The sequence below is a fragment of the Streptomyces sp. CA-243310 genome, from assembly GCF_050936775.1.
Taxonomy (GTDB): domain Bacteria; phylum Actinomycetota; class Actinomycetes; order Streptomycetales; family Streptomycetaceae; genus Streptomyces.
Genome location: NZ_JBNJMF010000001.1, coordinates 1,957,059 through 1,981,623, shown reverse-complemented (window position 1 = coordinate 1,981,623; position 24,565 = coordinate 1,957,059). Strand labels below are relative to the sequence as shown.

The window sequence follows — 24,565 nt, the reverse complement described above, 5'->3', positions numbered from 1 at the left end:
CTGAGCCGGATCGGTTCCACGGGTGGTGGCCGCCGAAGACCCCACGACGGGAGCCCCGGCGCTCGGCGCACCTGTCCCGGCCCCGGGCTCCGCGGATCGCTCGGCCTCGCCTCCGGTGGCAGCGCGTTTCGCCTTGTCGGCGTTCTCAGACATCAGGTCCCTCCCCTGTCAGCCGCCCCCGGAGTGCGGGAGTTGAGAGCGGCGAAGCGCACAGAGTAGGCCGAGGCCAGGCAGTTTTGAACATATTCAAGAAGGCCTTGTGTCAGGACCGTGACAAACCGGAGCCGCCCCCGCGCGCCGGGCGGGGCACGGGGCACAGGCACCACCCTTCGGCGGGAGAACGCGAAGGGCGCCCGAGTACCAGAGGTACTCGGGCGCCCTCGACCCGGAAGATCCGTACCTAGCGCGCCGCGTCAGGCAACCACGCGGGAAGGGCCTCGGTGCGCGAGCGCCACGCCGCCGGCAACACCGCGTCCCCCCGCGCGCCCAGTACTCCGCCGACGATCGCGCACGTCGTGTCCACGTCCCCGCCCACCTGCGCGGTGGTCCAGAACGCCCGCTCGTAGTCGTCCAGCGACCGGGCCGCCGACCACAGCGCGAACGGCACCGTGTCGTGGGCACTCGTGCGCCGCCCACACCCCAGGACCGCCGCGACCGTGGTCGCGTCGTCGTAGTCGAGCATGCCGCGCGCCCGTCGCAGTCCGGCACTGACCGCACTGCGCGGCACCAACGCGATCACCCCGTCCAACAGGTCGGCTGCCTTCGGCGGGCCGGCCGAAGCCGCCGCCAGCGAGGCGGCCGCGGCGACGGCCATCGCTCCGCAGACCGCCTCGCGGTGCTGGTGGGTGGTGTAGGCGGAGATCTCGGCCTGGTGCGTGGCCTGCTCGGGGTCGTCCGCGTACCAGGCCCCCAGAGGCGCGATCCGCATGGCGGCCCCGTTGCCCCACGAACCCTGGCCGTTGAACAGTTCGGCCGCTTGCGTGCGCCAGTCCGCGCCTTCTCGGATCAGCCGCAGCATCCGGTTCACGGCGGGCCCGTAGCCGCGGTCGAAGTCGTGGTGGTGGGCGAAGGACAGCGCGAGCGCGTCCTGGTCGATGCGCCCGTGCTCGGCGAGCACGGCCACCACGGAGCAGGCCATCTCGGTGTCGTCGGTCCATTGCCAGGGCTCGGTGCCGGCGGGGACCTCACGCCGCTTGAGCCGTGGATAGTTCACGGGAACGAAGTACTGGGAGCCCAGAGCGTCACCCAGTGCCAGCCCTCGGAGGCTGGACATGGCGCGTGCGTAGCGCCTTTCGGAAGAGGAGTCAGCGGTCATTGCGCGCCACTCTAGCCGTCCAGGTCATAAGGCTCGGGTGTGGTCCACCGTTCAAATGGGCGGTCCATGCGGTACCGGCCGTCCGAGCCGAGCAGCAGCGCGCGAAATTCCCCGTTCCCGGGGTTGGACAGGCACTCGAACTCGGCCACCGACCAGTGGAACCAGCGCATGCAGAACAGCCGCATCGTCAGCCCGTGGGTCACCACCAGAACGTTCTCCGGGTGATCCTCGGCCTCGAAGCTGCGGTAGAGGCTTTCCAGGAAGGAGCCGACCCGATCGTAGACGTCCGCACCCGATTCGCCCTGGGCGAATCGGTAGAAGAAGTGCCCGTAGGCGTCCCGGTACGCCTTCTGCAACCGCACGTCGTCACGGTCCTGCCAGTTGCCCCAGTCCTGTTCCCTCAGTCGGGGCTCCTCGCGCATCCGGACCCGGGTGGGGTCCAACCGCAGCTCACGGAAGGTCTGCAGGGTCCTGCGGTACGGGGAGACGTAGGCACTGATCGACTCGTCGCCGAAGAGTTCGCGCAGCCGTACGCCCGCCTCGGCGGCCTGTTCCCGGCCGGTCCGGGTCAGGCGCAGGGCATGGTCGGGCTCCCGCTCGTACACCGTGTCGTCGGCGTTCCCCTCCGACTCCCCGTGTCGAACAAGGACGATGCGCCGTGGTCGAACCATCCCACGACCCTATTCGGACATCTCGTCCCCCGCGCACCGGGCTCGCCGCTCACGCCTGGCGTTCGTCGTACGGTCATACCGTCCAGGAGGGTTCGAGGTCGACGACGTCTCCCGTGAGCGCCTCCACGTCGGCCTCGGTCTGGGCCCGCAGCGACAGCCGCTCCACCCGCTCCTGTCGGTACTTTCCGTGTTCGGCGGCCGCGCGCCACATCGACAACACCAGGAACTCGCGGCCCGGGGCCTCCCCGAAGAGGCCCCGGATCATGCCGGGCGAGCCGGCCATGGCCGGGTTCCACACCTTCTCCTGCATGAGCGCGAAGTGATCCACGCGGCCCTCACGTACCCGGGTGTGGGCGACCCGGACGACATCGGCGTCCGAGAAGCGCGGCTCGAAACCGGTCTTCACGTCGAAGCGGTGATCGAAGAGCGTGACCCGCGCGTCGGTGAAGGTGCCGTTCTGGGACGCGGCCAGCCTGTCGTGCGAGCGGGCCATGAAGGAATCGTAGAAGGAGCGGCTCTCCCAGAACGCGAAGACGTGCGCGACGCCTTGCCGTCCCCGGCTCCACCCGCCGCCCTGCCCCCGAAAACCCGGCTCCCCCGGAAGCCCCGCCCATTTGCGCTGCCCACGCTCGAACCCGCGTCGGTCCGTCACCGTGCAGCGAATCCACTTGACCAGCACCGCGCCATCGTACGGGCCAGGCGCGGTCCGGGTCAGTCCTCGGCGCCGAGGATCCGCACCAGTTCGTCGGCGTCCCGATCAGGCAGTCGGAGACCGAACTCGCGGTCGAGCACGGTGATCAGTTCGTCCGGTGCCACGCTCTCCCGAGCGAGGCGTCCGTCCGGATGGAGCCGGGTGAGTTCCCTCCCCACGAGAGCCACGCGCACGGAGTCCCCCGGGTACTGGACGATGACCTTGCCGACGAACGCGGAGTGCGGGTGCGAGGAGCTGTAGTGGTTCAGCACCACGTAGTCGACGGGGTGGTAGGCCTGTGGTGAGAACGCGTACAGGTCACGCCACTCCTCCCCGCGCAGCGAACGGAGCACCAGGACGCCGTCCGCCTCCTCGGAGACGGCGTACGTCCACTGCCCCTGCCGCACCTCGACCCCGGTACGCGCGAGCGGTACGGGTTCGCGCGGTCCGGGATGGCCGAACCCGGCGTCGCACAGCCACGGTTCGCCCTCGACGGTGACGACGAGAACGGCGTGCGTCACCGCGAGCAGCGTGTCACCCCGGGTGCGGTTGCGGGCCCCGCGCCCGGCGACCTCGAAGCCGATCCGCTCCAGGGCGGCGGCCAGCAGCGAGTTCTGTTCGTAGCAGTAGCCGCCTCGGCGACCGTGCACGATCTTGTCCTGCAGTGCCTTGACGTCGAGCGCGACGGGACGGCCGAGCGTGACGTCCAGGCTCTCGAAGGGAATGGCGGCGATGTGCGCCCGGGTCACTGCGTACAACGTCTCCAGGTCGGGCCGGAGTTCCCTGCCGCCCGCCCCGGTTCCCAGACCGATCCTCGACAGATAGGCGTCCAGGTCCAGCTCTTCAGAACTCCACACGTCGTCCCGCTCCCCCGCGAACTCCATGGCGCCCGATCGGCGCGCCCCGCACAATGATCGGCATGACGGCCCTCCACACCAACCCGCTCTTCGACCGTCTCGCCGATGCCGAGCGGATCCTGGTGGCCGGCGCGGGAGGCGGCTTCGACGTGTACGCGGGCCTGCCGATCGCGCTGTCCCTCCTCCACCAGGGCAAGGAGGTCCACCTGGCGAGCCTGTCCTTCAGCGCGCTCGCGGGCCTGCCCGCCGAGGACTGGATCGTGCCCGACGTCGCCGTGATCACCCCGGAAACCGCCCCGCATCAGGCGTACTTCCCGGAACGCGCCCTGGCCCGATGGCTGAAGCTGCACGGCTATCCGGCCGCCGTCCACGCCTTCCCCCTCATCGGGGTACAACCGCTCCGGGCCGCCTATCGGGCACTGATCGACCTCCACGACATCGACGCGGTGGTCCTCGTCGACGGCGGCACGGACATCCTCATGCGGGGCGACGAAGCCGGTCTCGGCACCCCGGAGGAGGATCTGACCAGCGTCGCCGCGCTGGCGGCACTGGACGACGTACCGCAGCGCCTCGTCGTCTCGGTCGGCTTCGGTGTGGACGCCCACCACGGGGTGAGCCACGCCCTCGTGCTGGAGAACATCGCGGCGCTGGAACGCGAGGGTGCCTACCTCGGGGCGTTCTCGATATCCCGCGCCACCCGTGAGGGCGCGCTGTTCGTGGACGCCGTCGCCCACGCCCAGGACCAGACCCCGGATCGCCCCAGCATCGTGAACGGCTCGATCGCGGCGGCCGTGCGGGGCGAGTTCGGGAACGTCCAGTTCACCCGGCGCACACGGTTCAGCGAACTCTTCGTGAATCCGCTGATGTCCCTGTGTTTCGCGTTCGAGCTGTCCGGACTGGCCGCCCGGTGTCTTTACCTGGACCGCATCGAGAACACCCACCTGATGCGGCAGGTCCATTCCGAGATCTCGGCCTTCCGGGACGAGACGATCACACGCCCGGCGCGCAGCATCCCGCACTGACGCCCCCGATGTCCGGCACCGAGGCGTCGCCGCCGGACCGGGACCGGTCGTCGCGCGCACGTCGAAGGGGACCGACCCACAGGTCGATCCCCTTCGCGAGCCATCGCTCAGCCGGCCGCACGGATCACGCCGGACGACCGTCCCGCGCGATCACGTCCGGTGTCAGCTGCAGCCGCTGGTGGAGCCGCAGCCCTCGCAGATGTAGCAGGAGCCGGCGCGCTGCATCTTTGTACCGCAGGAGAAGCACAGCGGGGCGTCGGCGGAGACACCCAGCTGCATCTCGACGAGTTCGGCGCTGGAGTGCGCCGTCCTCGGGGCCGCGGCCGTTCCGGCCGTGACCGGCTTCGGTGCGGGAACCGCGGCGAGCGGCGCGGACTGGGCCAGCGTCTCGGTGTCGATCTGCTCGTCGTCCAGCGGCTCGTAGGAACCGGTGTCGAGGTGACGCTGACGCTCCTCGGCGGAGTGGATGCCGAGGGCCGAGCGGGTCTCGAAGGGCAGGAAGTCGAGCGCCACGCGACGGAAGATGTAGTCGACGATCGACTGCGCCATCCGCACGTCCGGGTCGTCCGTCATACCGGCCGGCTCGAAGCGCATGTTCGTGAACTTCGAGACGTACGTCTCCAGCGGGACGCCGTACTGCAGACCGACCGAGACGGCGATGGAGAAGGCGTCCATCATGCCCGCGAGGGTCGAGCCCTGCTTGGACATCTTCAGGAAGACCTCGCCCAGACCGTCGTCCGGGTAGGAGTTCGCCGTCATGTAGCCCTCGGCGCCACCAACCGTGAAGGAGGTGGTGATCCCCGGGCGTCCCTTCGGGAGGCGCTTGCGGACCGGGCGGTACTCGATGACCTTCTCGACCGCCGCGCGGATGGTCTCCTCGGCCTTCTCGGTGACCTCGACCTTCTCCGCTTCCTTCTTCTTCGCGGAGAGGGGCTGACCGACCTTGCAGTTGTCGCGGTAGATCGCCAGCGCCTTGACGCCCAGCTTCCACGCCTCGAAGTAGATCTCCTCGATCTCCTCGACGGTCGCCGTCTCCGGCATGTTGACCGTCTTCGAGATCGCGCCGGAGATCCAGGGCTGGATCGCGGCCATCATGCGGACGTGGCCCATCGCGGAGATGGAGCGCTCGCCCATGGCGCAGTCGAACACCGAGTAGTGCTCCGCCTTGAGGCCCGGGGCATCGACGACCACACCGTGCTCGGCGATGTGGGTGACGATCGCCTCGATCTGCTCCTCCTGGTAGCCCAGGCGGCGCAGGGCCTGCGGGACGGTGCCGTTGACAATCTGCATCGAGCCGCCGCCGACGAGCTTCTTGAACTTGACCAGCGCCAGGTCCGGCTCGACACCGGTGGTGTCGCAGGACATCGCCAGACCGATGGTGCCGGTCGGCGCGAGGACGGAGGCCTGGGAGTTGCGGAAGCCGTTCTTCTCGCCGAGGCGCAGGACGTCCTGCCAGGCCTCGGTGGCCGCGGCCCAGATGGAGTTGTCCAGGTCCTGGGTGCGCGGTGCGACGGTGTTGGCGTCGGCGTGCTGCTTCATGACGCGCTTGTGCGAGTCGGCGTTGCGGGCGTAGCCGTCGTACGGACCGACGATCGCGGCCAGCTCGGCGGAGCGCTTGTAGGCGGTGCCGGTCATCAGCGAGGTGATCGAGGCGGCGAGGGTACGGCCGCCGTCCGAGTCGTACGCGTGGCCCGTGGCCATGAGCAGTGCGCCGAGGTTGGCGTAGCCGATGCCCAGCTGACGGAAGGCGCGGGTGTTCTCGCCGATCTTCTGGGTCGGGAAGTCCGCGAAGCAGATGGAGATGTCCATCGCGGTGATGACGAGCTCGACGACCTTGGCGAAGCGCTCGGCGTCGAAGGCCTGGTTGCCCTTGCCGTCGTCGTCGAGGAACTTCATCAGGTTCAGCGAGGCGAGGTTGCAGGACGTGTTGTCCAGGTGCATGTACTCGCTGCAGGGGTTGGACGCGGTGATGCGGCCCGACTCGGGGCAGGTGTGCCAGTTGTTGATCACACCGTCGTACTGGATGCCCGGGTCGGCGCAGGCCCACGCGGCCTCGGCGAGCTTGCGGAAGAGCGCCTTGGCGTCGATCTTCTCGATGACCTCACCGGTCATGCGGGCCCGCAGGCCGAACTCGGTGCCGTTCTCGACGGCCGTCATGAACTCGTCGTTCACGCGGACGGAGTTGTTGGCGTTCTGGTACTGGACGGACGTGATGTCGTCGCCGCCGAGGTCCATGTCGAAGCCCGCGTCGCGCAGGGCGCGGATCTTCTCCTCTTCCTTCACCTTGGTGGCGATGAAGTCCTCGACGTCCGGGTGGTCCACGTCCAGGACGACCATCTTGGCGGCGCGACGGGTGGCACCACCGGACTTGATCGTTCCCGCGGACGCGTCCGCGCCCCGCATGAAGGAGACCGGGCCGGAGGCGTTGCCGCCGGAGGAGAGGAGCTCCTTGGAGGAGCGGATGCGGGAGAGGTTCAGGCCGGCGCCGGAGCCGCCCTTGAAGATCATGCCCTCTTCCTTGTACCAGTCGAGGATCGACTCCATGGAGTCGTCGACGGCCAGGATGAAGCAGGCGGAGACCTGCTGCGGCTGGGGCGTGCCGACGTTGAACCACACCGGCGAGTTGAAGCTGAAGATCTGGTGCAGCAGGGCGTAGGTCAGCTCGTGCTCGAAGATCTCCGCGTCCGCGGGCGAGGAGAAGTAGTCGAAGTCCTCGCCGGCCTTCGTGTACGTCTTCACGATCCGGTCGATGAGCTGCTTCAGACCGGTCTCGCGCTGCGGGCTGCCGACCGCGCCGCGGAAGTACTTGCTGGTGACGATGTTGACCGCGTTCACCGACCAGAAGTCGGGGAACTCGACGCCACGCTGCTCGAAGTTGACCGAACCGTCGCGCCAGTTGGTCATGACGACGTCACGACGCTCCCAGCTCACCTCGTCGTACGGGTGCACGCCCGGGGTGGTGTGGATGCGCTCGATCCGCAGGCCGCTCTTGGTGGCCTTGGTTCCCTTGGCTCGGGAACCTCGTGCCGAGCTGCTCGCCGTCTCTGTCATGGCCGCCTCCCATATGCGGGCAAAAACGCCCTAAAGTGCCAGCGCTATTCCGCGGCACGGTGCTGTGTGTCTTGTATCTACGAATCTGCCCCCGGCTACCGCCGGAAGGCGCCTCGAACCGACCGGGCAGACCGCGCTGCTGTGCGGCCCGTCAGGTCAGTCGGAGGCGGAGGCGGGCACGGGGACGACCGAGGGGGTCCCTCCGGGCTCGACCTCAGGGGGATGAGGCCGCCGCTCGCGCAATTCCACGATGGCGGTCTCGAAGTCTTCGAGGGTGTCGAACGCTTTGTAAACGGATGCGAACCGCAGGTAGGCGACGAGGTCGAGTTCCTGCAACGGGCCGAGTATGGCCAGACCCACGTCATGGGTGGTCAGCTCGGCACTCCCGGTGGCGCGCACCGCCTCCTCGACCCGCTGGCCGAGCTTGGCGAGGGCGTCCTCGGTGACCGGTCGCCCCTGGCACGCCTTGCGGACGCCAGAGATGACCTTGGAGCGGCTGAAGGGTTCGGTCACCCCGCTGCGCTTGATCACCATCAGCGAGGCCGTCTCCACCGTCGTGAAGCGACGGGAGCAGTCGGGGCACTGACGGCGCCGCCGGATCGACGTACCGTCGTCCGTGGTGCGGCTGTCGACTACGCGGCTGTCGGGGTGCCTGCAGAAGGGGCAGTGCATGGTTCCCTCACCCTCCTTCTCGGCACGACTGAATCACCCCACGGAGCCCCTGAACGGCGGAGGAAACGGCCCCGCCGGGGGCTCGTGAAGCAGCCACCAGCATATGCGATGTCGGGGGCTCCGGCGGACCGGGGACCACAACTTCTGGGCGGCAGCGCTCATCCAACCACTAGATCTTGGGTTGCGGTGGATTTACATCGCTCAGCGTGTCGTGGCGCGAGCCGACCGCGATCGGGTGCCCTCGGTGCCACACTGGACGCCGGCCCGGACCCGGCGATCCAACCCGGAAGGGTACCGTAAGCAGCGAATGCGGAACCGAATCCACGTTCGACGGACGGTCTGCCTATACACCTCCCGCAGTATCCCAAGGGAACGATCCTCGGTTTTTCACTCGAACGTGTGTTTGGCGCAACCTTTCGAAAGCTACTACCGTTGTCCAGCTAGGGAGAACATTTCGAGAGGGGCCGACGTGACCACGACCGCAGACAGTGCCACCATCACTGCCCAGAACCGCTCCCAGAGCCGACTTGAGCCGGTGCATGCCATGAATGACGCAAGTCAGAATCCGGAGACGGAGCCCGCACGCCCCGCTCGCTCGCTGCCAGGGCGACCTCCAGGCATCCGCGCCGACAGTTCCGGACTCACGGATCGGCAGCGGAGGGTCATCGAGGTCATCCGCGACTCCGTGCAGCGCAGGGGATACCCGCCGTCGATGCGGGAGATCGGCCAGGCGGTGGGGCTGTCCAGCACCTCGTCGGTCGCGCACCAGCTGATGGCGCTGGAGCGCAAGGGCTTCCTGCGCCGCGACCCGCACCGCCCCCGGGCGTACGAGGTCCGCGGTTCGGACCAGCCCAGCTCGCAGCCCACCGACACCACCGGCAAGCCTGCCGCGTCGTACGTTCCCCTGGTGGGCCGGATCGCGGCCGGCGGCCCGATCCTCGCCGAGGAATCGGTCGAGGACGTGTTCCCCCTCCCCCGCCAGCTGGTGGGTGACGGTGAACTCTTCGTCCTCAAGGTCGTCGGCGACTCGATGATCGAGGCCGCGATCTGTGACGGGGACTGGGTCACCGTCCGACGCCAGCCCGTCGCGGAGAACGGCGACATCGTCGCCGCGATGCTGGACGGCGAGGCCACGGTCAAGCGGTTCAAGCGCGAGGACGGCCATGTCTGGCTGCTCCCGCACAACGCCGCGTACCAGCCGATCCCGGGTGACGAGGCGACCATCCTCGGCAAGGTCGTCGCCGTACTGCGCAGGGTCTGACCCTCGCTCCCTCAGCCAGCTCCGGGACCTACTGCGCCGGTCCCGGAGCTGCTTTGTGTCCACCTTCGCTTCCGTGGTGCCCACCGCTCCACCGCTGCCGCTTCCCCAGGTACGGCTACTTGCCGTCCGCCTGGGCGGTCGCGTCGATGGCGGCCAGCGAGCGACGGACCTGGTTCCGGTCGGTGGTGTACCAGAAGTCCGGGAGCGTGGCCCGCAGGAAACTGCCGTAGCGAGCCGTCGCCAGTCGGGGGTCCAGGACGGCGACGACACCCTTGTCGCCCGTTGCGCGGACGAGCCGACCCGCCCCCTGGGCCATGAGCAGTGCCGCGTGTGTGGCGGCCACCGCCATGAAGCCGTTGCCGCCACGTTCTTCGACCGACTTCTGTCGCGCGCTCATCAACGGATCGTCGGGACGCGGGAACGGAATCCGATCCATGATCACGAGCTGGCAGCTGGGACCCGGCACGTCGACGCCCTGCCACAGCGAGAGCGTCCCGAACAGGCAGGTCTTCGGATCCGAGGCGAAGGTTTTGATCAACTCGCCGAGCGTCTCCTCGCCCTGGAGGAGGATCGGGTGGTCGAGTCGCTCGCGCAGTTCCTCGGCCGCCGCCTTGGCGCCCCGCATGGAAGAGAAGAGACCGAGGGTGCGACCGCCGGCCGCCTCGATCAGCTCGGCGAGCTCGTCCATCATGTCGCCGCGGGTGCCCTCCCGGCCGGGTGTGGCCAGATGCTTGGCGACGTACAGGATTCCCTGCTTCGGGTAGTCGAACGGGGATCCCACGTCCAGACCCCGCCAGACGGGAGCGTCGTCGCCCTCCACCCCTTCCGGGGACAGGCCCATCGACGCGGCGACCCCGTTGAAGTCCCCGCCCAGTTTGAGTGTGGCGGAGGTGAGGACGACCGAGCGGTCCTCGAACAGCTTCTCGCGCAGCAGCCCGGACACCGACAGCGGTGCGACGCGCAGGGTGGCACCGAAGCGGTCGTGCCGCTCGTACCAGACGACGTCGTACTCGGACCCGAGGACGATCCGCTCCGCCACGCCGTGGATGCTCTCCACCGCGGCGAGAGCCTGCTTGCGCACGGCGTCCTCGTCCTGAACGGACTTGTCGCGGGTGTTGCCGATCGCCGAGATCACGTTGCGCGCGGAGTCCCGCAGGGACATCAGTGCGTAGCCGAGGTCTTCGGGGACCGTCTCCAGCCGGCCCGGGAGCGCAAGTTCCATGACGCGCTCGAACGACTCGGAGGCGGTCTGCAGGGCGTCGGCCGTCTTCTCGTCCACGAGCTTCGCGGCCCGCTTCACGGCCCGATTGACCTGCCCCGGGGTGAGCTCACCGGTCGCGACACCCGTCACCCGGGAGACCAGCTCGTGGGCCTCGTCCACGATCAGCACCTCGTGCTGCGGCAGCACCGGGGCGCCCTGGATGGCATCGATGGCGAGCAGCGCGTGGTTGGTGACGACCACGTCGGCGAGTTTGGCCCGTTCACGGGCGGCCTCGGCGAAGCACTCGGCGCCGTAGGCGCACTTCGTCGCGCCCAGGCACTCGCTGGACGAGACGGAGATCTGTTGCCATGCCTTGTCGGAGACGCCCGGCGTCAGGTCGTCACGGTCGCCGGTCTCGGTATCGTCCGCCCAGTCGCGCAGGCGCAGGAGGTCCTTCCCGAGCTTGCTGCTGGGGGCGGCCGCCTCGAACTGGTCGAAGAGGCCTTCCTCCTCGTCCTGCGGTGCGCCCTCGTGGAGTCGGTGCATGCACAGGTAGTTGGAACGGCCCTTGAGCATGGCGAACTGCGGGCGGCGCCGGAGCTGCGGATGCAGTGCCTCCACCGTTCGGGGCAGGTCGCGCTCGACGAGCTGGCGCTGGAGGGCCAGGGTCGCGGTGGCGACGACCACGCGCTCGCCGTGTGCGAGGGCGGGCACCAGGTAGCCGAGGGACTTGCCGGTACCGGTGCCTGCCTGGATCAGCCGGTGGGAGTTCTCGTCGATCGCTTCGGCAACGGCTTCGGCCATGGCCACCTGGCCGGGCCGCTCCGTGCCGCCGACGGCGGAGACGGCGGCATGCAGCAGGTCGGGGAGGGAGGGCTTCGTCATAGCACCGCCAAGCCTACGGGGCGCCACTGACAGTGCCCGCACCGACGACTGCTCACGATCGGTGAAGGGGGTTGGGAACGGTGCCGTGCGTGACGGCGTGCGGGCGGTCCGGCCGGTCGCGGTAGCCGTCCTCGTGGAGCCGGTTCCGGTTGAGACAGAGCCGGTCGATCCGCTCGCTGAGCAGGTCGAAGAGCTCGAAGCGCTCCTTGAGCTCCGGGAACCGGGACTGGTGGTGAAGGATCTCCGCCCGGACGAGGGACCAGAAGTCGTCCTCGGGGACGCCGAGCCGGTCGTCGCAGATCGCGGACAGGTAGCGGAACACGCCGATGAACAGTCCGGAGTGGATGAACTGGGTGAGGAAGGTCGGCGGCTCGGTCAGGAGGACGGCGCGGACCTCGGCGGGCATCGACGCGTGTTCGGGCAGCGGTTCGCGGCTGATGTTGATGTCGTCCACGAAGTCCTTGACCGCCAGCCGGACGGGGACGTCGTTCTCGTCGAAGACCACGATGGCGTTCTCTCCGTGCGGCGAGAAGACGGTCCCGTAGCGGTAGAGGAAGTGGAGCAGCGGCGGCAGGAGGGCGGCGAAGAGTCGCTGGAGCCACACGGTGGGGGTGAGCCCGGAGCGGGCGACCAGCTCCGCGGTGAAGGAGCGGCCGCGCGGGTCCGTGTGGAGGAGCGAGGCGAGGGTGCGGGCCCGCTCGCCGGGGGCGAGACGGCCGGTCAGCGGCTCGCGCCAGATCGCACCGAGGAGTTCCTTGTACTGGTACGGGACCTCGGGGAGCCGGTCGTAGACGGGATGGCGGACGGTGACGGACGCGACCTCGCCCAGCAGGATGACCCCGCATTCGTCGCGCAGGAAGGGGTCGGAGTCACGAAGGGAGTGGATCCATCCGGTGACGGCGGGGGCCGCGAGCGCGAGATCCGAGGGCAGGCCCCGCCAGACCATGGTGTTGAAGACGGAGAGGGGCAGTTTGACGCTGTGCCGGTCGGGGCGGGTGAGGTTGAGGAAGGTACGGATCGACTGTTGCGGGAGGCGCATGTCGAGGTCCGCGGGCAGCGGCACCAGGGCGCCCGACGCCAGGGCCGGCGCGAACAGGGGCAGCACGATCTCGTCCCACTGCCAGGGGTGCACGGGAAGGTAGAGGTAGCCGCGCGGGTCGAGGCCGCGGTCGCGCAGTACCCGGTCGAATCCGGCCCGGGTGACGGGGTCGAGTTCGGCGGAGTACAGCCGGGCGGGGTCTTCCAGACCGGCCGCGCCGCGGTACTCCGCCAGGGAGGTGTGCGCGGCGAGCCAGGGCAACCGTGTTCGGGTGCGGGCCTCGGGGGCCCAGGCGGCGGTGTCGGAGGCGGACAGTCCGATGCGGCCCTTGTTGAGGACGAGCCAGGGGTGGCCCGTCTGATGTCCTTCGAGCGCGGCGTAGTCGAGGTCGGCGAGCAGGTCCGCGGTCAGGGCGTGGTGATCGAGGCGGGCGTCGGCGGCGAGGGTGGCGCTCAGCTCGCGGACCAGGTGGCCGAGGGTCTCTCCGTCGAGTCGGAGGAGGGTGCGGGCCCGGATGAGGAACTCGTACGGATCCCCGAACGCGGTCGAGCTCTCCGTGGAGGGCGGCGGCGCGGTGAGCGTGATGGTGTCGGGGGCGACCTGCCAACTCCCGTACGAGCGCCGCCGCGCGCGGAACCCGAGACGACAGCCGTCGTCGAGGGTCAGGGTCCAGGCGTCGCCCGCGGCGGACGGAGTCGGTACGGGGCTGACGATCTCCTCGTAGGCGAATTCGCCGAGCATCTTGGCGAGCAGCGCGCGGGCCGCGAAGTCCCAGGTCGGTGCGTTGATCTCGGGCGGAGTGACCGGATGCTGGGGCGACGGGGGCAGGGCGGGCTCCGGGGAGTCGGGGGCTTCGGGAAAATTCGGCACGGGACTCCTCGGAGATCGGGAACTTTGCTGCGTGGCGCAGAGTTTTCGAAGGGAGAGGCGCGAGGCGGATGCTTCGGAGCGCTGGGGCGGCGATCAGATGAGATTGCGCAGCGCCCGCTCCCGAATCATCAGTGCCGCCCGCTTCTCGGGAAGGTCGATTTCGGCGGAATAGCGAAAGCCGGAGTTCAAGAAGGCTGATACGGAGGGGGTGTTGCGGATGTCCGGTTCGGCGATGACGCGTGTGCAACGTGGACGGTTGTCGAGCAACAGGTCGGCGACGGCGCGCAGCAAGGTGGTGCCCAGACCTCGGCCGCGGTTCGTGCCGTCTCCGATGAGCAGGTGGATACCGGTGTCGTGGGGGCGTGCCGGGTAGTGCCGGGCGAGCGGGTCAAGGTCGGCCCGGTAGATCTCCCAGTAGCTCATCGGCGTGCCGTCGAGGAGGCCGAGGCAGGGGACGCTGTGGCCGTCGCCATCGAGCTGGGCCCGCAGGTGATCGGCGGTGGTCGCGGCCGGGCCGGCGAGTTCCCAGTAGGCGGCCACCTCCGGGTCGTTCATCCAAGCCACGAGGAGGTCCAGGTCTCGACGTGGGCGCACGGGTTCGAGGCGGAAGGCTCCGGCAGCGGTGGCGACGGCGCCCCATGTGGCCGGGGAGTCGAGCAGGTCGGCCTCGGCGAGCAGGGGCCAACGCTGCGGGGAGCGACGCATCGCGCCGAGGTAGTAGCCGGTTGTGGCGAGGGCTGAACCGACGGGACCGGTCGAGGTGTCGATGGAGGGCATGGGGGCTCTTCTCCGTGTCGGTGCGGACGCGTCAGTTGTGAAGGGGGTTGGCGATGGTGACGTAGACGGACTGGGTGTCGACGGGGCCGACGAGTTCGTCGAGGCCGTCCAGGCGGGTGAGCAGGTTGGCCTTGCAGCGGAGAGTGGGTGAGTCGAGCAGTTGGGAGGGGAGCGGTCCGAGGCCCGAGTTCTTCCCGAGGAAGCGGCGGAAGGCGGCGAGGAGCACGCGTTCGTCGGCGAGGTGTTGGGAGCCGAAGGCGCCGATGAGGCCGAGCACGTTGTTGATGCCGAGGTAGTAGGCGAAGCGTTCGTCGGTGACGGCGTCGGAGACGAAGGTGTCGCTGGCGCTGCCGATGCCGGGGAGCCGGTGGTGCAGTTCCGCCCGGTGGGAGTCGCGGAAGTAGTAGCCCTGGTTGTCGCGGTAGCGGCCGCCGATCGGCCAGCCGGCCGGGTCGAGGAGTACCAGGGTGTTCTGTTGGTGCGCTTCGAGGGCGACTCCGGCGAGCGCGTCGAGGGCAAGGATCGGCAGGACCACGTGGTCGAGGTAGCGCAGGAACCACTCGGCGGCGACGGCGGGGACCGCGCGCCCGGTGGAGATGGCGAGCCCGGCGATGGTCTCGGCGAGCGGGGAGCGCACCGTGGTCCGACCGGGCCACGGGCGGGGAGTGGTCAGCGCGGCGACGCAGAGGGCGTCGTCCTCGGAGCGGAAGGGGTTGTGGCGCAGCAGCGCATCGAGTCCCGGGACGGGGGTGCCGTCGAGGGAGTCGACGGCGACCCAGGCGGGGTCGCGGACGATGTCGAAACCGGGGTGGGCCGACTGCCACTGTTCTGCGAGTCCGGCGCGCAGGAGGCGGTGAACCTCGACGCCGCGGTGGAGTTCCTTGCGGAGGTTCTCTCTGCGGGAGTTGGTGATGCGCAGGCCCAGGGACAGCTTGAGCATCGCGGGGGAACCGGGGCGGTGGACGGTGCGAATGGAGGAGGTGGGGTACCAGGCGTCACCGTACGGGCCCAGGTCGGTCAGTAGTCCGGCATCGCACAGGGCGGCCACGGCCGGGCGTTGGAGGAGGTCGCGGGCCTGCCAGGGGTGGAGCGGAAGAAGGGTGGTGCCGGTGGGTGGTTGGAGGCCGGGGGCGAGGCGGGTGAGCAGTTGGGCGGCGGAAACCGGGCGGCCTCGTTCGGTCCAGGCGGAGTCGGTGGCGAGGACGGCGGGCGCGACCGCGAACCAGTGCACGGGGAAGGAGCCGTGGAGTTCGGGTGAGTAGCGGCGCACTTCGGCTTCGGAGAGGCCTTGGCGGCTCTTCGGGGTCGGGTGCAGGGGATGGCCGAGGAGGAGCGACTGCTCGGCGGTGAGGAATCGGTCCTCGGCGACGGGGGCGGGGGCGGCGGGGCGGGCTCGGCGCTCGGTGATGAACTCCGCCGTGCGCTGGACCGAGTCGGCGACCCGGCCGACCAGATCGGCGCCACCTCGGCCGGTGCCCTCACGCGCGATGAGCGCGGCGAGGGTCACGGCGTCCAGGGCGGGGGCTTCGGCCGGGGCACCTTCGATCCGGGCGGGGGCGAAGCGGTGCCAGCCGCCCGGGGACCAGTACCGGATGGCGACGAGGACCGCCGTGCCGGATGCGGGGAGAGGGATGCGAAGCGGTGTTCCGGCGGGCCCGTCGGGGCGACCGAGGCCGCTTTCGCGGACCCAGCACCGCAGCAGGTTCTCCACCGCGGCGGTCTCGGCGGCGAGGGCCGGATCGGGGTGGTCGAGGGGATCGGGGAGCAAGGCCGATTCCGGTCCGACGGGGCCGACTCCGCCTGCTCCCGAGCTGCGGCTCCCACCCGACTGCCGTGGCACGCCGACGACGGGGGACACGGCCGTGGAGTGCGGTTCGGCCGCCGCCTCGGCCAGTGGCGGCACCTCGGTCCGGGCGGGTTCCTCGGCCCGGGCGGGTTCCTCGGCCCGGGGCCTTGGACCAACTGCGGATGTCGGGACGGGCGATGTCGGGACGGGCTGGGACGTTGGGGCGGCCTGGTAACGGTCGACTTCCGGGGCGGCCGGGATGCTGCGGTACTCCGGCACATCCGGCGCGTGGTCGGGCTCCGCACCTGCCGGCGGACCGGCCTCTGGCGCTGGGGCGGCTCCGGGGTTGAAGCCGGGGCTTGCGCTGGGGGTGGGGCTGGAACCTGGGCTGGTGCTGGTGCTGGTGCCGGGGCTTGGGCTGGGTGCTGCCGCGGGAGTGGGCAGGGGGTCCCGGTCGGGTGCGGTGCCGGAATCGGGTGGGGTCTGGCGGGTGCCCGCTGCCGGTGTCGACTCCGGCTGGGCGGGCGGGGTCGGCAGGTCGGGTGGTGAGGTGGGGGCGGTGTCTCGTACCGGGTCCGGTACGAGGTGGGGCGAGGGGGCGTCCTCGTGGGGCGCCCCCTGAATGGAGGACAACGCCTGGAACCGGCCGGGTCCGGGGTCTCCCGGGTCGACGGACCGGGCTTCAGCCGGAGCCGTTCCCGAGCCGAGCGGTGTGGGGGCGAGCCAGAGGAGCGGAGTGAGGTCTTGGCCCGTGGCCCCGTGCGCGGGCGTGCCATGTGCGGGCTGGACGGCGAGCACGGGACCGTTGCTCTGGGCCGGCCGGGCCGGGCTCGCCGTCGGGGCGGAATCCGGGGCCGGCCAAGAGGACAGGGTGGCCGACGCCTGGAGCCGCTGACCTGTCGTCGATCGCGGGGCGGGTGATCGTGTGTCAGGGCACGGGTGAGTTGAAGCCCGAACGGCCAGGGACTCAGAGCTGACCGGGGCCGGGGCTGCCGGACCAGCGGGGACAGGGGCCTGCGCGGAGCGAGCCACCGCCCAGTCCAGGGCCGCGGTAGGCGCCAGAACCGGTGCAGACCACGTCTCCGCTGCCGAGGTCTCCCGAGCGGGCGTCCCGCCCGAAACCGAGGCTCGGCCCGAGACGAACGCCCTCGAAGTCGAAGTCGAAGCAGACGTCAAAGCAGAAGCAGAAGCAGGCGTCGAGGCCGGATTCGAGGGTGAGTCGACCAGGTTCGCGGCCTCCGGGGTGCTGACCGTGTGCGTGGTCGTGACGGCCGGATCCAAGCCTCGGGGCGAAGTCGAGGGAGATGACACCCCGGTAGCCGGGGTGGTCGAAGCCGGGCCCGGGGACCTGACCGATGCGGCCGGACCCTGGGCGGCCAAGGTCGAGGCGGTCGGGGCGCCGGCCGGGTCGGGGGTCCGGGCGCCCGAGGCCGCACGGGCGAGAGGAGTGGCAGGGTGCGGAGCTTCAGGCACGGCGGCGAACGGGGCGGGGCGGGCCGCGTCGGCGCGCGGGGTGGGCTCCGGACTCTGCCGACCCGGGCCCGGGCTGAACTCCGGTCCCGGGACCTCCCCTGGGCCGAGGTCCGACCCGGGATCGCGGTCCACGACCGGATCGCAGCCCGCACTCCCGCTGAACTCCCGGGCCGGGCTCTCCCCCGGCCGGAGGGCCCAGCCCGGCCGGCGGTTCGCGCCCGGACTGGGTTCGGTGCTCGAAGCCACCCTCGGGCTGAACTCCGGGCTCGGGCTGAACTCCGGGCTCGGGCTGCGCTCCGGGCTCGGGTCGGGCGCGGGCGTGGAGGCCGGCGTCGGTGTGAGGGCCGGATCCGGCGTGAGGATCGGCGTCGGGTTGCCGGCCCACGGGGACGGGGCAGGGTGGGGGGTGGAGGGGTCCGGCATCGGGGGTCCTTGGGGTGCGGGTGGGGTCAGTGGGACCGTCGGGCGGCTGCGGCGATGGCGTCGGCCAGCCGCTCCAGGACGGCTGCGGCCTGTTCGTCGGTCAGGGTCAGCGGGGGCAGCAGACGAACCACGCAGGAGTGGCGGCCCCCGAGTTCGACGATCAACCCGCGGTCCAGGCACTCCCGGCGGACGGTGGCGGCGAGGTCCGGGGCGGCGTCCCCGGTGTCGGGGTCCACGAGTTCGACGCCCAACATCAGGCCGCGACCCCGTACGTCGCCGATGCACGGATGGTCGGCGGCCAGTGAGCGCAGGGCGGCCAGCATGCGTTCGCCCAGTACCCCGGCGCGTTCTGCGAGGTTGTTGTGGCGGACGTAGGCCAGGGTGGCGGTGCCCGCGGCCATGGCCAGTTGGTTGCCGCGGAACGTACCGGCGTGGGCGCCGGGCGCCCAGACGTCGAGTTCGGACCGGTAGACGATCACCGCGAGCGGCAGACTGCCGCCGATCGCCTTGGACAGGACCATCACATCGGGCACCACTCCCGCATGGTCCACGCCCCAGAAGGCCCCGGTGCGCCCCACACCCGTCTGGACCTCGTCTGCGATCAGCGGGATCCCGCGGGCCTTGGTGATTTCGCGCATCCGCCGGAGCCAGTCGTCCGGGGCGGGGTGGACTCCGCCCTCCCCTTGTACGGGTTCGACGATGAGCCCGGCGGGGGTGGGTACCCCGCCTTTCGGGTCGTCGAGCAGGCTCTCGGTCCAACGGGCGCCGAGCCGCGCGCCCTCGGCCCCGCCGACGCCGAACGGGCAGCGGTGGTCCTGTGGATACGGAAGCCGGGTGACCCGTACGTCGGAGGCTCCACCGGAGGCGTCCAGGGCTCCTGCGGTCATGCCGTGGTATGCGCCCGTGAAGGCCATCAGCCCGGAACGCCCGGTGGCGGTGCGGACCAGCTTGAGCGCGGCTTCGACGGCATCCGTCCCGGCCGGCCCGCAGAACTGGATCCGGGCGTCGGCCGCGAGCGCGGCCGGAAGGTTCGCGAACAGCTCGGTGGTGAAGGCGTCCTTGACCGGGGTGGCCAGGTCGAGGACGTGCAACGGTGCCCCGGAGTCGAGGACGGCGCGGATGGCTTCGAGCACGACGGGGTGGTTGTGCCCGAGGGCGAGCGTGCCCGCGCCGGACAGGCAGTCGAGGTAGCGCCGTCCGTCCGCGCCCTCGATCGTCAGGCCCCGGGCGCGTACCGGAACGATGGGCAGCGAGCGCGCGTACGTCCGGGCGGCGGACTCTCGTTGTGCCTGTCTGCGCAGGATGGTTTCGGCGGCGACGGGTCCTCTGGTTCCTTGCGGCGGGATCTGCTCCGCGGCCGCGGCCGACTCGGTGAAAGCCTCGCTCAAAGCCACGAGTGTCGGTCCTCCCGCACGGATTCTCTTCCGGATTGCGTTTCGAACATGAACGCTGCTCCCCCGTCCCCCGTACGTACCAACGACGGTGACGGCCACGGATCACGGGTGGACCGAAGATCCTTGTCCGTCGCCAAGTCCGTCGCCAAGTGCATCGCCAAGTCCGTTGCGTGGTCCGTTGCGTGGTCCTTTGTGCGGTCCGCCCCGATGCCGTCCTCGACATCCGTCCCAAATGTCCGCCGTAAGGTCTGCCGCGATGTCCTCCGAGATGTCCGAATCGAACAAGTTCCGAGGATGGTTCGACGGGCAGGAACCGTGGCCCCGGGCTGTGCCGTCCTTGGGAGCAGCGGCATAGTGGGGTGCTGCGCTTGCCGTACACCCGTGCGGCAACCGCGCTCCACCCCGTTCAACGCCTCGAAACACCAGGGGGATTTACGACATGCGACCGATCCGACCGGTCACCGCGATTCTGTGCGCGGCCGCGCTCGCGCTGACCGCCGCAGCCTGCGACCCCGGCGACGGGGAGGCCGGCGGCGACGCCAAGCCGACCGTGGCCGCGAGTCTTCCGCCCGGTGCCACGGACGGGATAACGATCCCGGACGAGCTCAAGGACAAGCTCAAGGAGCACGGCGTCGACCTGGAGAAGTGGCGGGGAGGTGCGTGGAAGAACTGGAAGCAGGAGGACTGGCTCCGCGAGGCGGGCGACTACATCAACCCGGTCATCGAGGGTCTGTGGGACCCGGACCGGATGCGTGACGCCGACAAGACTCCGCAGCCTCCGGCCGTGGACCCGGACGCCGGCAAGGACCAGGGGGTCACGGACCCGACCCCGGCGCCGGTGCGGGCAAGGGGAGCTGCGGCTCCGTACCACTCCACCATTCCGGCGTCCGGCAAGGTGTTCTTCGACGGCCCCGAGGGTTCGATGGTCTGCTCGGCGACCGTGGTGAAGGACCCTGCCCACCCGGGCAAGTCCAACATGGTCTGGACGGCGGGTCACTGCGTCCACGCGGGCAAGGCGGGCGGTTGGTACCGCAACATCGCCTTCGTGCCGTCCTACAACAACGCGGGCCAGGCGTCGGCGCAGCTCAAGGGTGCGCCGCGCGAGCAGGTCGCCCCGTACGGCGTGTGGTGGAGCGACTGGGCGCAGACCTCGGACCAGTGGATCGCTTCGGGCGGCCCGAGCGGTGGCGCGGGCGCCCCGTACGACTTCGCGGTGCTGCACGTCGCTCCGGAGAAGGGCAGTGGCAAGTCGCTGGAGGAGACGGTCGGTTCGGCGCTGCCGGTGGACTTCAACGCGCCGGCGGTGGGCAAGGTCGCGGGCATCACGGCGACGGGCTACCCGGCGGCGGCTCCGTTCGACGGCCAGCGGGCGTTCCAGTGCACGGACAAGCCCGGTCGCCTGTCGTTGAAGGCGGCCGACCCGGTGATGTACCGCATCGGTTGCACCATGACCGGCGGTTCCTCGGGTGGCGGTTGGGTCGCGGCGGGTGCCGACGGCAGGCCGGCGCTGGTGTCGAACACCTCGATCGGCCCGGCCAAGGCCGGTTGGTTGGCCGGTCCGCGCCTGGGCCCGGAGGCCAAGGGCATCTACTCCGCGGTGAGCGCCAAGTTCAAGTAGCGGGTGGGCCGGGCGCGCGGCGCCCGGCCCGACGTGGCGCGAGCACCGCGCCGAGAGCGCCGCGCGACCCCGATGCGCAGGGCATCGGGCCTCGCGCGACGGACATCACGTGACGGAGGGCCCCCGCGATGCGGGGGCCCTCCGTCACGTGATGTCGCGCCGTGTCATGCTCGCCGGTACTTCACCGACACATCCGTCGATGCTTCATCGACACACGGGTCAGTGCTTCGCCGGTACGTAGGGCGCCAGGTCCGCGGCCAGTTCCTGGTGGACGCGCGCCTTGAGCAGGGTGCCCTCCGGGGTGTGCTCCTCGGAGATGACCTCGCCCTCGGCGTGTGCCCGGGCGATCAGCGAGCCGCGGGTGTACGGCACCAGTGCCTCCACCTCGACCTCGGGCCGCGGCAGCTCGGTGTCGATGAGCGTCAGCAGCTCCTCGATGCCCATGCCGGTGCGGGCCGAGACGGCGATGGAGTGCCGCTCGATGCGCAGGAGCCGCTGGAGGACGAGCGGGTCCGCCGCGTCCGCCTTGTTGATCACGACGATCTCGGGCACGTTGACCGCGCCGACCTCGCGGATGACCTCGCGGACGGCCGCCAGCTGCTCCTCCGGGGCCGGGTGTGAGCCGTCCACGATGTGCAGGATGAGGTCGGAGTCGCCGACCTCCTCCATCGTGGAGCGGAACGCCTCGACCAGGTGGTGGGGCAGGTGCCGGACGAAGCCGACCGTGTCGGCCAGGGTGTAGATCCGGCCGGACGGCGTTTCGGCCCGGCGCACGGTCGGGTCGAGGGTGGCGAACAGCGAGTTCTCCACCAGCACGCCGGCGCCGGTGAGGCGGTTGAGCAGCGAGGACTTGCCGGCGTTGGTGTAGCCGGCGATGGCGACCGAGGGAACCTTGTTGCGCCGGCGTTCCTGGCGCTTGATGTCTCGGCCGGTCTTCATGTCCGCGATCTCCCGGCGCATCTTCGCCATCTTCTCGCGGATCCGACGCCGGTCGGTTTCGATCTTGGTTTCACCGGGACCTCGGGTGGCCATGCCGCCACCGCCGCCGCCACCCATCTGACGGGACAGCGAGGCACCCCAGCCACGCAGGCGCGGCAGCATGTACTGCATCTGCGCGAGCGCGACCTGGGCCTTGCCCTCTCGGGACTTCGCGTGCTGGGCGAAGATGTCGAGGATGAGCGCGGTACGGTCGACGACCTTGACCTTGACCACGTCTTCGAGGGCGATGAGCTGGCCGGGGCTGAGCTCACCGTCGCAGACGACGGTGTCGGCGCCGCTCTCCATGACGATGTCGCGCAGCTCGCGGGCCTTGCCGGAGCCGATGAAGGTGGCCGGGTCGGGCTTGTCGCGACGCTGGATCACGCCGTCGAGGACGAGGGCGCCCGCCGTCTCGGCGAGGGCTGCGAGCTCCGCGAGGGAGTTCTCGGCGTCCGTCACCGTGCCGGAGGTCCAGACACCGACGAGTACGACGCGCTCCAGGCGGAGCTGTCGGTACTCGACCTCGGTGACGTCTTCGAGTTCGGTGGAGAGGCCGACCACGCGCCGCAGTGCCGCGCGCTCGGAGCGCTCGAACTGCTCGCCGTCCCGGTCTCCGTCGATCTGGTGGCTCCAGGCGACGTCCTCTTCCATCAGGGCATCGGCCCGAAGGCTCTCGGTGAAGCTCTGCGGGTCACGCACGTCCTGTGCGTCCCGCGCGTCCTGGGAAGGGGAAGAAGAGGAGGTCATTGGATCCTTACGTCGATTCGTATGCGTCGCGCCCGGCAATGGCCAACGCTACCGCCGAACGTGACACAACACTGTCACGTCCAACGCGTCACACCGCCCGGTGATTCCCGGAACCCGAGCCCTGGCCCGATCAGGCCCGACCGACCGCCGCATGGCCGCCGATCGACCGCCGAGCGGCCGCCGAACGGCCTCGTTGATGGTGACATGCCCGTTCCGGGCGCGTCACACGCTTTTCGGGCCGCCCCATTCCGGGTGCCCCGGCATCGCGGGGGTGGTCATGCCGTACAGCCACGGCTTGAGGAAGGCCGTCAGGTCGCGCCCCGCCTCCTGTGATGCCAGGCGTACGAAGTCGTCCGTGCCGGCCGTGGAATCCGCGTGCTCGGACACCCAGCGGCGCTCGATCCGGTCGAAGGCCGCGACGCCGACCTCCTGGCGCAGGGCGTACAGGATCAGCGCGGCCCCGTCGTAGACCACGGGCCGGAACAGGCCGATCTTCTCGCCGGGGGCCGCGGCCTTCGGGGCGGCAGGGGGGCCGCCGGCGGCCCGCCACTGGTCGGAGCGTTGGTACGCCTCGCGCATGCGCCGCTCCAGGGAGTACTTGCCGAGCCCGTCGGCGTACAGGGCCTCGTACCAGGTCGCGTGCCCTTCGTTGAGCCACAGGTCGGACCAGGTGCGGGGGCTCACGCTGTCCCCGAACCACTGGTGTGCGAGCTCGTGGACCATCACGGACTCGACGTACCACTCCGGGTAGCCGGCGTCCCCGGAGAACAGGCCGTGCTCGAAGAGGGAGAGGGTCTGGGTCTCCAGCTCGAAGCCGGTCTTGGCCCGGGCGATCAGCACGCCGTAGTTCTCGAAGGGGTAGCGACCGACCCGCTCCTCCATCCACCGGACGTGACCGTCGGTCTTCTTCAGCCAGGGTTCCAGGCGCACCCGGTCGGCGGCGGGCACCACGTCGCGCAGCGGCAGTCCGTGCGGGCCCGTGTGGTGGACGACCTCCGAGGTACCGACGGAGACCTGGGCCAGTTCGGTGGCCATGGGGTGCAGGGTGCGGTAGGTCCAGGTGGTCGGGCCGCCCGCGCGCCGGGTCGGGAGCGCGCCCGGCAGTCCGTTGGCCACGGCCGTGAGTCCGGCCGGGGCGGTGATCCGGAAGGTGAAGTACGCCTTGTCGGCGGGGTGGTCGTTGCACGGGAAGACGCGGTGGGCGGCGTCGGCCTGGTTGGCCATGGCCAGTCCGTCCTCGGTGGGCACCCAGCCGCCGTCGCCTCGACCGCGCGGGTCACTGGTGTGGCGCACGGTGATGCTCAGCACGGATCCCTGGGTGACCGGGCGGGCGGGGGTCAGCACGAGGTCCTCTCCCACGCTCTCGAACCGCGCCGGTTCCCCGTTGACCTCGGCGGACGCCACCTGGCCGTGGGTGAAGTCGAGGTTGATGCGGTCGAGCGCGTGCAGGGTGCGGGCGCTGATGACGGTGACGGCGTCGAGCGGGGTCCGGTTGTCCTTGTACGTCAGGGACAGGTCGTACGAGAGGACGTCGTACCCGGGGTTGCCCAGCTCGGGGAAGAGCCGGTCGCCGATGCCCAGCGACCGGGGTGGGGGCAGTACGGCGGCGACGAGGGTGAGCGAGGCGGCGGCGAGCAGGGCGGCACGCAGGCGGGGGGAGGTGAGCTGCATCCCCCATCGCTTACCAGCGCCCGGCATCGGGCCGCGTACGGCGCGCGCCGGGTGCACCCGAACGAGGGCGTCCGACCCCGTGGCACGGCCGACGTGCGTTCCGCGCCCGGATTCCCGTTCCCCCGAACCCCCGAGCCCCCCGGCCCCCTGTCTTTCCGGCCTT

16 protein-coding genes are annotated in these 24,565 nt (G+C 70.5%); 3 read left to right on the top strand and 13 right to left on the bottom strand.

All coding sequences use genetic code 11. The features are described 5' to 3' along the window. Positions 1 to 400: 400 nt before the first annotated feature. From ACQEVM_RS09205 to ACQEVM_RS09190, 4 genes are all read right to left on the bottom strand, one after another. Entirely contained in the window at positions 401 to 1,315 is a 915-nt protein-coding gene (locus tag ACQEVM_RS09205) for an ADP-ribosylglycohydrolase family protein (RefSeq protein WP_433076753.1), read from the bottom strand. Between the two features lie 11 nt (positions 1,316 to 1,326). Continuing rightward, positions 1,327 to 1,986 (bottom strand): histidine phosphatase family protein, encoded by a 660-nt coding sequence (locus tag ACQEVM_RS09200; RefSeq protein ID WP_053676307.1) that lies wholly within the window; start codon positions 1,984 to 1,986, stop codon positions 1,327 to 1,329. A 73-nt stretch (positions 1,987 to 2,059) separates the two neighbouring features. After that, positions 2,060 to 2,665 (bottom strand): YdbC family protein, encoded by a 606-nt coding sequence (locus ACQEVM_RS09195; RefSeq protein WP_053676308.1) that lies wholly within the window; start codon positions 2,663 to 2,665, stop codon positions 2,060 to 2,062. A 32-nt stretch (positions 2,666 to 2,697) separates the two neighbouring features. After that, on the bottom strand, positions 2,698 to 3,561 hold the full coding sequence (locus tag ACQEVM_RS09190; RefSeq protein WP_433076751.1) for an arylamine N-acetyltransferase family protein: 864 nt from the start codon (positions 3,559 to 3,561) through the stop codon (positions 2,698 to 2,700). A 35-nt stretch (positions 3,562 to 3,596) separates the two neighbouring features. Here ACQEVM_RS09190 and ACQEVM_RS09185 point away from each other — a divergent pair, with 35 nt between their 5' ends. Further along, positions 3,597 to 4,556 (top strand): DUF1152 domain-containing protein, encoded by a 960-nt coding sequence (locus ACQEVM_RS09185; protein ID WP_433076749.1) that lies wholly within the window; start codon positions 3,597 to 3,599, stop codon positions 4,554 to 4,556. A 162-nt stretch (positions 4,557 to 4,718) separates the two neighbouring features. Here the strand turns inward: ACQEVM_RS09185 and ACQEVM_RS09180 are convergent, their stop codons facing one another. After that, positions 4,719 to 7,607, bottom strand: a complete 2,889-nt coding sequence (locus ACQEVM_RS09180) for a vitamin B12-dependent ribonucleotide reductase (RefSeq protein ID WP_433076747.1) — start codon at positions 7,605 to 7,607, stop codon at positions 4,719 to 4,721. A 156-nt stretch (positions 7,608 to 7,763) separates the two neighbouring features. Then, positions 7,764 to 8,279, bottom strand: a complete 516-nt coding sequence (nrdR, locus tag ACQEVM_RS09175; RefSeq protein WP_267803481.1) for a transcriptional regulator NrdR — start codon at positions 8,277 to 8,279, stop codon at positions 7,764 to 7,766. A 469-nt stretch (positions 8,280 to 8,748) separates the two neighbouring features. On the opposite strand from nrdR, the gene lexA reads away from it, so the two are divergent. Next, positions 8,749 to 9,540: a transcriptional repressor LexA gene (gene lexA / locus ACQEVM_RS09170; protein WP_267827719.1), complete on the top strand. Its 792-nt coding sequence runs from the start codon at positions 8,749 to 8,751 to the stop codon at positions 9,538 to 9,540. 115 nt (positions 9,541 to 9,655) lie between these two features. On the opposite strand, the gene ACQEVM_RS09165 is transcribed toward lexA, so the two are convergent. From ACQEVM_RS09165 to ACQEVM_RS09145, 5 genes are all read right to left on the bottom strand, one after another. Continuing rightward, positions 9,656 to 11,626, bottom strand: a complete 1,971-nt coding sequence (locus ACQEVM_RS09165; RefSeq protein WP_433076744.1) for an ATP-dependent DNA helicase — start codon at positions 11,624 to 11,626, stop codon at positions 9,656 to 9,658. Positions 11,627 to 11,678: 52 nt separating this feature from the next. Further along, positions 11,679 to 13,535, bottom strand: a complete 1,857-nt coding sequence (locus ACQEVM_RS09160; RefSeq protein WP_433076742.1) for an IucA/IucC family protein — start codon at positions 13,533 to 13,535, stop codon at positions 11,679 to 11,681. A 93-nt stretch (positions 13,536 to 13,628) separates the two neighbouring features. Then, a complete protein-coding gene (locus ACQEVM_RS09155; RefSeq protein ID WP_433076740.1) occupies positions 13,629 to 14,312 on the bottom strand; it encodes a GNAT family N-acetyltransferase in 684 nt (227 codons plus the stop codon). A 31-nt stretch (positions 14,313 to 14,343) separates the two neighbouring features. After that, entirely contained in the window at positions 14,344 to 16,080 is a 1,737-nt protein-coding gene (locus tag ACQEVM_RS09150) for an IucA/IucC family protein (RefSeq protein WP_433076738.1), read from the bottom strand. A 1,940-nt stretch (positions 16,081 to 18,020) separates the two neighbouring features. Continuing rightward, positions 18,021 to 19,340 (bottom strand): diaminobutyrate--2-oxoglutarate transaminase family protein, encoded by a 1,320-nt coding sequence (locus ACQEVM_RS09145; RefSeq protein WP_433079901.1) that lies wholly within the window; start codon positions 19,338 to 19,340, stop codon positions 18,021 to 18,023. 487 nt (positions 19,341 to 19,827) lie between these two features. Between ACQEVM_RS09145 and ACQEVM_RS09140 the strand changes: the two genes are divergently transcribed. Further along, positions 19,828 to 21,006: a trypsin-like serine peptidase gene (locus ACQEVM_RS09140; protein WP_433076736.1), complete on the top strand. Its 1,179-nt coding sequence runs from the start codon at positions 19,828 to 19,830 to the stop codon at positions 21,004 to 21,006. 219 nt (positions 21,007 to 21,225) lie between these two features. Here the strand turns inward: ACQEVM_RS09140 and hflX are convergent, their stop codons facing one another. Continuing rightward, complete coding sequence (gene hflX, locus ACQEVM_RS09135) at positions 21,226 to 22,731, bottom strand: GTPase HflX (protein WP_433076734.1); 1,506 nt, start codon at positions 22,729 to 22,731, stop codon at positions 21,226 to 21,228. Positions 22,732 to 22,953: 222 nt separating this feature from the next. Next, entirely contained in the window at positions 22,954 to 24,402 is a 1,449-nt protein-coding gene (locus ACQEVM_RS09130) for a M1 family metallopeptidase (protein ID WP_433076732.1), read from the bottom strand. Between the last annotated feature and the right edge of the window lie 163 nt (positions 24,403 to 24,565).